Origin of the sequence: Rhodoferax sp. (assembly GCF_023700745.1) — a bacterium.
Classification (GTDB): Bacteria; Pseudomonadota; Gammaproteobacteria; order Burkholderiales; family Burkholderiaceae_C; genus Rhodoferax.
Genome location: NZ_JAMPYG010000034.1, coordinates 1 through 5,602, shown reverse-complemented (window position 1 = coordinate 5,602; position 5,602 = coordinate 1). Strand labels below are relative to the sequence as shown.

General features: G+C 62.9%; 4 protein-coding genes. All 4 read right to left on the bottom strand.

What is annotated here, in order from left to right:
* Positions 1 to 5: 5 nt before the first annotated feature.
* A complete protein-coding gene (locus NDJ10_RS15220) occupies positions 6 to 1,718 on the bottom strand; it encodes an electron transfer flavoprotein-ubiquinone oxidoreductase (RefSeq protein ID WP_296163856.1) in 1,713 nt (570 codons plus the stop codon).
* Between the two features lie 11 nt (positions 1,719 to 1,729).
* Entirely contained in the window at positions 1,730 to 2,932 is a 1,203-nt protein-coding gene (gene pcaF / locus NDJ10_RS15215; protein ID WP_296163854.1) for a 3-oxoadipyl-CoA thiolase, read from the bottom strand.
* 30 nt (positions 2,933 to 2,962) lie between these two features.
* Positions 2,963 to 5,029 carry a 3-hydroxyacyl-CoA dehydrogenase NAD-binding domain-containing protein gene (locus NDJ10_RS15210; RefSeq protein WP_296163852.1) on the bottom strand — a complete coding sequence of 689 codons (2,067 nt, stop codon included), beginning with the start codon at positions 5,027 to 5,029 and terminating at the stop codon, positions 2,963 to 2,965.
* 12 nt (positions 5,030 to 5,041) lie between these two features.
* On the bottom strand, positions 5,042 to 5,602 hold a 561-nt coding region (locus tag NDJ10_RS15205), incomplete at its 5' end, for an FAD-binding protein (protein WP_296163850.1).

The following is a 5,602-nucleotide window of genomic DNA, read 5'->3' as shown; positions in this document are numbered from 1 at the left end:
GTAACTCACATTCCCGCGTAATTGGGCCCACCGCCACCCTCTGGGGTGACCCAGACGATGTTCTGCGTCGGGTCCTTGATATCGCAGGTCTTGCAATGCACGCAATTGGCCGCGTTGATCTGCAGGCGGTCCGTGTTGTCGTCGTTTTTCACGAACTCATACACACCGGCCGGGCAGTAACGCGCCTCGGGCCCGGCGTACTGGGCCAGGTTCACACTCACCGGCACGCTGGCATCTTTCAAGGTCAGGTGCGCGGGCTGGTTCTCTTCATGGTTGACATTGCTGATGAAGACACTGCTCAGACGGTCAAAAGTGAGCTTGCCATCGGGCTTGGGATAGTCAATGGGCTTACATTCCGAGGCCGGCTTCAGGTAGGCATGGTCAGGCTTGTCGCGCCGGATGGTCCAGGGCATGTTGCCCTTCAGGCCAAACTGCTCCAGACCGTTCATCAGCGTGCCCACGGTCAGGCCATACTTGAACCAGGCCTTGAAATTGCGTGACTTGTTGAGCTCGGTGTACAGCCAGCTGTCCTCGAAGGCTTGCGGGTAGGCGCTGAGTTCGTCGTGTGCACGACCCGCGCTCACCGCCTCAAACGCCGCTTCAGCCGCCAGCATGCCCGACTTGATCGCCGAGTGGCTGCCCTTGATGCGGCTCACGTTCAAAAAGCCGGCATCACAGCCCACCAGCGCGCCCCCCGGGAACACCGTCTTGGGCAGCGCCAGCAGGCCACCGGCGGTGATGGCGCGCGCGCCATAGGCCAGGCGCTTGCCGGTGACTTCACCCTTGTCGTTTTCCAGGTACCAGCGGATGTTGGGGTGGGTCTTCCAGCGCTGGAATTCCTCAAACGGACTCAGGTAGGGGTTGCTGTAGTTCAGACCGGTGATGAACCCGAGGGCGATCTTGTTGTCTTCCATGTGGTACAGGAAGGAGCCGCCGTAGGTGTTGTCCTCCATCGGCCAGCCCGCGGTGTGCACCACCAGGCCGGGTTCATGGCGGCTGGGTTCGGCTTCCCAGAGTTCCTTGATGCCGATGGCGTAGCTTTGCGGGTCGCACCCCTCGTCGAGATTGAACTTGGCAATCACCTGTTTGCCCAGGTGACCGCGCGAGCCTTCGGCAAAGACGGTGTATTTGCCAAGCAGCGCCATGCCGATCTGGAAGTTGGGGCCGGGCTCGCCATTCTTCTCCACGCCCATGTTGCCGGTGGCCACGCCTCTTACCGCAGGTAAGTTCCCGTCCTTGGCACCGGCTTCGTCGTAGAGCACTTCGGCGGCGGCAAAGCCGGGGAAGATCTCGACGCCCAGGTTCTCGGCCTGTTGGGCCAGCCAGCGCGTCAGTGCGCCCAGGCTGATGATGTAGTTGCCGTGGTTCTGACTGCATTCGGGCAGGAACATGTTGGGCGTGCGGTAGCCAGTGGTCTGCGAGAGAAACATCATGGCCTCGTCGGTGACGGGCTGGTTCAGGGGTGCACCCATGGCTTGCCAGTCGGGGAACAGCTCGGTCAGCGATCTGGGGTCGAGCACCGCACCCGAGAGGATGTGGGCGCCGGGCTCGGAGCCTTTTTCCAGCACCACCACCGAGATGTCCTGGGCTTTTTCTGCAGCGAGTTGTTTCAGGCGGATGGCGGTCGAGAGGCCGGCGGGGCCGCCTCCGACCACGACCACGTCGTATTCCATCGATTCTCGGGGACCGTATTGGGTCAGGATGTCTTGGGGGGTCATGGTTAACTCACTCAAACGCGCTCCAGAATCAGGGCGATCCCTTGTCCGACGCCAATGCACATGGTGCACAGCGCGTAGCGGCCGCCCGTGGCATGCAGGCGGTTTACGGCAGTCGTGGCCAAACGCGCGCCCGAGGCGCCCAGCGGGTGACCCAGGGCAATGGCGCCGCCCCAGGCGTTGACGCGCGCATCGTCATCGGGCAGGCCCAGCTCGCGCAGCACCGCCAGACCTTGGGCGGCAAAGGCTTCGTTGAGTTCAATCACATCGAGTTGCGCCAGGCTCAAGCCGGTCAGCGCCAGCACTTGTTGCGTGGCCGGTGCCGGGCCCATGCCCATGAGGCGTGGCGCCAGGCCGACGGATGCCATGCCAAGCACGCGGGCGCGCGGCGTCAGGCCATGGCGGGCGGCGGTCGCTTCGTCGGCGATCAGCATGGCACAGGCACCATCGTTGACGCCGCTGGCATTGCCGGCGGTGACGGTGCCGTCCGGACGTACGATGGGCTTGAGTTTGGCCAGCGCGTCCAGGCTGGTTTCGCGCGGATGTTCGTCCTTGTCAACGACCAGGGCGTCGCCCTTTTTCTGGAGGATCGTGACGGCCGTGATTTCACGCGCCAGGTGGCCGGCCTTTTGGGCCGCGACGGCTTTCATCTGGCTAGACAGTGCCATGCGGTCCTGTGCTTCGCGCTCAATCTTGTATTCGGTCGCCACGTTCTCTGCAGTTTCCGGCATGGAATCGATGCCGTACTGGGTTTTCATGAGTTTGTTGACAAAGCGCCAGCCGATGGTGGAGTCATACACCGCGTTGCTGCGGCTGAAGGCGCTCTCCGCCTTGGGCATGACAAAGGGCGCGCGGCTCATGCTTTCGACCCCACCGGCGATCATCAGCGTGGCTTCGCCGGCCTTGATGGCACGGGCTGCGCTGCCCACGGCGTCCAGGCCCGAGCCGCACAGGCGGTTCAGGGTGGCGCCGGGGATGCTCATGGGCAAGCCCGACAGCAGGGTTGCCATGCGGGCCACGTTGCGGTTGTCTTCGCCGGCCTGGTTGGCACAGCCAAAAATCACGTCGGTCACGGCTTGCCAGTCCACATTCGGGTTGCGTGCCATCAGGGCCTTGAGTGGGATGGCCCCGAGGTCGTCCGTGCGCACACTGCTCAAGGCACCGCCGTAGCGACCGAAGGGGGTGCGAATGGCGTCGCAAATGTAAGCTTGATTCATGAGGTGTTTCCTTTCGTCGGTCGGTGTGTGTCAGTCCAGCAGGATCGACAGATCAGCCAATACAAAGCCGTGGCCTGACGCGCTGGCCAGGGTTTGCAAATCGCTTTCCAGCGCTGCCCGGTCTTGCTGGCGGGACCAGAACACCGGGCCGCCTTCCCAGCGCGGAAAACCGTAGCCTTGCACCAGCACCACGTCAATGTCGGTGGCGCGGCTGGCGACACCTTCCTGCAGTAACAGCGCCGCTTCGTTGACCATGGCGAGCATGGCACGGCGCTGAATTTGTGCAGCGCTCAGAGGGTGTCGGGTGAGGCCGCGCTGCTGCGAAGCCTGTGCGATGATGTCGTGCACGACGGTATCCGTCGCCCTGGATTTTTTGCCGTCAGGGTAGTTGTAATAACCGGCACCTGTCTTGCGGCCGAGGCGCCCTTGTTCGCACAGCTGGTCGAGAATGCTCACATAACGTTCGCGCGGATCACGACTGGCCGCCTGGGATTTGCGCATGCGCCAGGCAATGTCCAGTCCGGTTAGGTCGGCCACAGCAAACGGGCCCATGGCAAAGCCGAAGGCTTGCAGCGCGCTGTCCACGTCTTCGGGCCAGGCGCCGTCTTCGAGCATGAATTCGCACTGCTTTCGGTAGGCGTTGTAGATGCGGTTACCGATGAAGCCAAAGGCGTTACCGGTGAGGATGGGCAATTTTTTTAGCTTCTTGCCTAAATCCATCCCGGTGGCCAGCACATCCGGACTGGACTGGGCACCGCGTACCACTTCGAGTAGTTTCATGACATTGGCCGGACTGAAGAAGTGCAGGCCCAACACGTCTTGCGGGCGTTTGGTTGCGTTGGCAATGGCGTCCACATCAAGGAACGAGGTGTTGGTGGCCAACACGGCGCCGGGATGTGCGTACTGGTCGATCTTTTTGAACACGTCCTGTTTGACGGTCAGGTCTTCAAACACGGCCTCGATCACCAGATCGGCACGGGCAAGTTGCGCCCAGTCAATGCTGGGTGTCAGGCGTGCTTCATTGGCGGCCGCTGCGCTCGCTTTTATCTTGCCTGCCGTCACGCGGCCCTGGTAGTGATCGCTGATGCGCTGTTGGCCGCGTTGCAGCGCGCCATCGTCCTGTTCCAGCAAAATCACGGCCATGCCGGCATCAAGTGCGCAAATGGCTATGCCGGCGCCCATGGTGCCGGCGCCAATGATGGCTACGGTCTGTAGCGGGCGCGGCGTGGCGTTCAGGCTGGCAGGCAGTTTGCTGGCCTCGCGTTCGGCAAAAAATTGGTATCGCAAGGCTTGGGACTGTGTGCTGGCCTGTAGTTGCAGGAACAGTTCACGCTCGCGTTGCAAGCCCTCGTCCAGGGGCAATGTGGCGGCCTCCAGCGCGTCCAGCAAGGCCGTGTAGGCGGGTTGCAATTGCTGGCGTGGTGTGAGCTTGGCGCGCTCGTCGATCAGTCGGGCACGCGTGGTGTTGCTATTGAGCTGACGGTCACGGGCGCGGGGCAGAGTCTTGTTCACGGCCAATTCGTCTGCCAGGGAGATGGCCCGTGCGCAAGCCGCTTCAATCAGGTCCTGGGACACAACGTCATCAAGCAGCCCCGAGTCCACCAATTGGCGCGCGCTTTGTGCGTGACCGCTCAGCATCATGGCGAGTGCAGTGTCCACGCCGACCAGGCGTGGCAAGCGTTGTGTGCCGCCCGAACCGGGGATCAGTCCCAGCAAAATCTCGGGCAGGCCCAGCTTGGCGCTTTCCAGGGCGACGCGGCTGTGGCAGGCCAGCGCCAACTCCAGTCCACCGCCCAGCGCCACGCCGCTGATGGCGGCGACCACCGGTTTGGAACAGGCCTCGACCTTTGCGAGCACCGTGGCCAGCACCGGCTCGGCGCGTTGCAGCGGCGTGCCAAATTCACTGACATCGGCTCCGGCGCAAAAAGCCTTGTCATTGCCTGTCAGCACAATCGCGCAAACTGATGCGTCGGCTTGCGCCGCTGCCAGCGCGGTCACGATGCGTTGACGCAAGGCATGCCCGAGGCTGTTGACGGGTGGGTTGTCCAGGGTGATGATGGCCAGCGGGCCGCGATGTTGAAACAAATCGGTGTTCATGGGCATAGCAACTTACAGCGCGGCCGTCAGCTCGGGCAAGGCGACAAACAGGTCAGCTTCGAGCCCGTAGTCGGCCACACTGAAGATCGGTGCCTCGGGGTCCTTGTTGATCGCCACGATCACCTTGGAGTCCTTCATGCCCGCCAGGTGCTGGATGGCACCACTGATGCCCGCGGCAATGTAGAGCTGGGGCGCCACGATCTTGCCGGTCTGGCCTACTTGCAGGTCATTGGCGGCATAACCCGCGTCAACCGCAGCACGGCTGGCACCAATGGCCGCACCCAGCTTGTCGGCCAGCGGGATCATGAGCTCATTGAACTTTTCTTGCGAACCCAGGGCACGGCCACCGGCGACGATGACTTTGGCGGCGGTCAGCTCGGGGCGGTCGTTCCTGGCGATCTCCGAGCCCAGGTAAGTGGTGTTGCCGGCAACTGCCAGCGCTGGCACACTTTCAATGGCCGCTGCACCCCCTTGTGCGGCGGCGTCAAAGCCGGTGGTGCGCACCGTCAGCACCTTGATGGCGTCTGTGCTTTGCACCGTGGCAATGGCGTTGCCGGCATAAATGGGGCGCTC

Excerpts from the sequence above, each read along its gene's own strand:
- NDJ10_RS15220 (WP_296163856.1), bottom strand. The coding sequence starts at position 1,718 with ATGACCCCCCAAGACATCCTGACCCAATACGGTCCCCGAGAATCGATG.
- pcaF (WP_296163854.1), bottom strand. The coding sequence starts at position 2,932 with ATGAATCAAGCTTACATTTGCGACGCCATTCGCACCCCCTTCGGTCGC.
- NDJ10_RS15210 (WP_296163852.1), bottom strand. The coding sequence starts at position 5,029 with ATGAACACCGATTTGTTTCAACATCGCGGCCCGCTGGCCATCATCACC.